This is a genomic window from Emticicia sp. (assembly GCF_049241225.1).
Classification (GTDB): Bacteria; Bacteroidota; Bacteroidia; order Cytophagales; family Spirosomataceae; genus Emticicia.
Genome location: NZ_JBMLRC010000422.1, coordinates 4,201 through 5,288 on the forward strand (window position 1 = coordinate 4,201; position 1,088 = coordinate 5,288).

1 protein-coding gene is annotated in these 1,088 nt (G+C 41.6%); it reads left to right on the top strand.

Annotation, left to right across the window (positions count from 1 at the left end; all coding sequences use genetic code 11):
• Window positions 1-45 precede the first annotated feature (45 nt).
• Entirely contained in the window at window positions 46-1,080 is a 1,035-nt protein-coding gene (gene proB, locus ACOVO2_RS21765) for a glutamate 5-kinase (protein WP_421771992.1), read from the top strand.
• Window positions 1,081-1,088 lie beyond the last annotated feature (8 nt).

A 1,088-nucleotide genomic window follows, 5' to 3' on the forward strand; every position in this document is an offset into this window, starting at 1 on the left:
AAGGCTTTTTTTGTGTAGTCTGAAAATCGTATCTTTGCCATTATGATTCAAAAACCTATCCTCATACTAAAATTCGGAACGGCTTCGATTACTCAAAAAAACGGAGAGCCTGACGAAACCATCATTGCCGATATTGCTCGCCAAGTGGCCATCCTTCACGCTGACTATCAGATAGTTATGGTATCATCGGGTGCGGTGGGTGCTGGAAAACATTTTATCAAAAATTATTCGGGCGAAATTGCCGAGCGTAAGGCTGCGGCTGCCATCGGGAATCCGCTTTTGTTGAATATTTACTCGAAATATTTCTCACAATACGGCATTCAGATTGCCCAAAGTTTGTGCGAACGCCAACATTTTGGCAATCGTGAACAGTTTTTGCAGTTGAAAGAAACTTACCAAGAATTGTGGGAAAACGATATTATTCCGATTGCCAACGAAAACGACGTAGTGAGTAATCGTGAATTAAAATTTTCGGATAACGATGAATTGGCTACCCTCATCGCCACCGGTTTTGGTGCAGAAACGCTAATGATTTGTACTTCGGTTGGTGGACTTTTGGATAAAGACAAAAACATCATTCGTAAAATAGAAAACATTGATAATCAGATTCTTGGTTTGGTTGATAACAGTAAATCGGCATTGGGTTCAGGCGGAATGGCCTCAAAGCTCACGTTTACGAAGCTCGCCACTCGAATGGGAATCAGAGTTATTATTTTCGGAATGAAAGAGCAAGATGGCATCTTGAAAGCCATTAAAGGCGATGCAGGAAGCGAGTTTACGGCTCAAGAAGTAAATTTATCATCAAGAAACAAATGGCTGGCCAGTGGAAGCGTTACGGTAGGAACTTTACAGATTGATGCAGGAGCAGCCAAAGCTATCCAAAAACGCAGTAGTTTGCTGGCAGTTGGTATCAGAAAAGTAAAAGGTGATTTTGAAGTCGGCGAAGTTGTAGAAATCGTAGATAATCACGGCGAAATGCTGGCAGTAGCACGCACAAAGGTTTCTTCGGCTGAGTTAGCAGCAAATCTAAAAACAATCAACTACGAAGTAGCAAATGCCAATGATATTGTGTTGATTTGAGGGCGTTT